The sequence below is a fragment of the Streptomyces iconiensis genome, from assembly GCF_028657195.3.
Lineage (GTDB): Bacteria > Actinomycetota > Actinomycetes > Streptomycetales > Streptomycetaceae > Streptomyces > Streptomyces iconiensis.
Map to the genome: position 1 here is coordinate 1 of NZ_JANCPR020000117.1, position 1,103 is coordinate 1,103.

Sequence of the window (1,103 nt, forward strand, 5' to 3'; positions counted from 1 at the left end):
GTTGATCGTTGCTTGTTGTGGTCATGTCAGTGGGGTTGTTGGAAACGTTCATGACGGGTCGGGTACGGGTCTGTTGCGGTGGTCGACGGCCGGGGTGAGGCGGGGTGCGGGTCGCGGAACCGGGGTTCCTGTGGGGGGTGACGGGGGCCGGTGGGGGTGCTGGTGTGGTGCTCGGATCCGCTTGTTTCCGGGGTTGTGCTGGGGTGTGGGGGCCGGGTGTTGGGTGGGTGCCCGGTGGGGTGTGCCTGGCTGTGGGGGTGCTGGTTTGTGTGTGTGGGTGTCACAGGGGTGTCTGGGGGTGGGGTGGGGCGGAACGGTGTGGGGTGCGGGTGGGGTCTTGGTGATCAGTAACGCTCGCTCGTGCCGGGCAGACGGCACCGACCGCTAAGGAAGTTCCGATGCGCGCTCAGAAGATCACCATCGCCGCCCTGGCCCTTGCGGCCGGTCTCTCCCTCACTGCCTGTCAGGGCAGCGAGGACTCGGCCGCGGGCAAGAACGACACCGGCTCCTCCGCGTCCTCCTCCTCGTCCTCGTCTCGTCTCGTCTTCGTCGTCGTCTTCGGGTGGTTCCGGTGGTGGTTCGGAGGAGAAGGACACGAGCGGTGGTGGTGGTAGTGCCGGTGGTGATGAGGCGAGTACTGCGGCGAAGTCGGGTGAGGGGAGCATGGGTGGTCAGGTGACCACGGGTACGTGCAAGACGGAGAATCTGCGGATGCGGGCCTCGCACGGGATGGGTGAGGGCACGCTTTTGGTGAGTTTGAAGAACACGGGTGAGGCGTGCTCGCTGAAGGGGTTCCCGGGTGTGGATCTGAAGGCGGACAGTGGTCCGGGTGGGATCAGTGCGAACCGGAGCAAGCTGGCGGCTCCGGGTGTGGCGCTCCAGTCGGGCAAGGAGACGCGTTTCACGCTGCACTACCCGCGTAATGACAGTGGCGGCTCGGGTGTGGACATCACGCGTCTCGTGGTCACTCCGCCCAACGAGACCCACTCCAAGGCCCTGACGATCGACCCGATCAACATTCCCGTCTCCGACCACTCCACCTCCGACGTCACCGTCGACCCCGTCGGCACCGGCAAGCAGTGAACCCGCGCCGTACACGGGGA

The 1,103-nt window shown here is 66.2% G+C and carries 2 protein-coding genes; both read left to right on the top strand.

Features of this window, described 5'->3' with window-relative positions:
* Positions 1-398 precede the first annotated feature (398 nt).
* On the top strand, positions 399-614 hold the full coding sequence (locus tag NMN56_RS42915) for a hypothetical protein (RefSeq protein WP_283742580.1): 216 nt from the start codon (positions 399-401) through the stop codon (positions 612-614).
* 49 nt (positions 615-663) lie between these two features.
* A complete protein-coding gene (locus NMN56_RS42920) occupies positions 664-1,083 on the top strand; it encodes a DUF4232 domain-containing protein (RefSeq protein WP_283742581.1) in 420 nt (139 codons plus the stop codon).
* Positions 1,084-1,103: the final 20 nt, after the last annotated feature.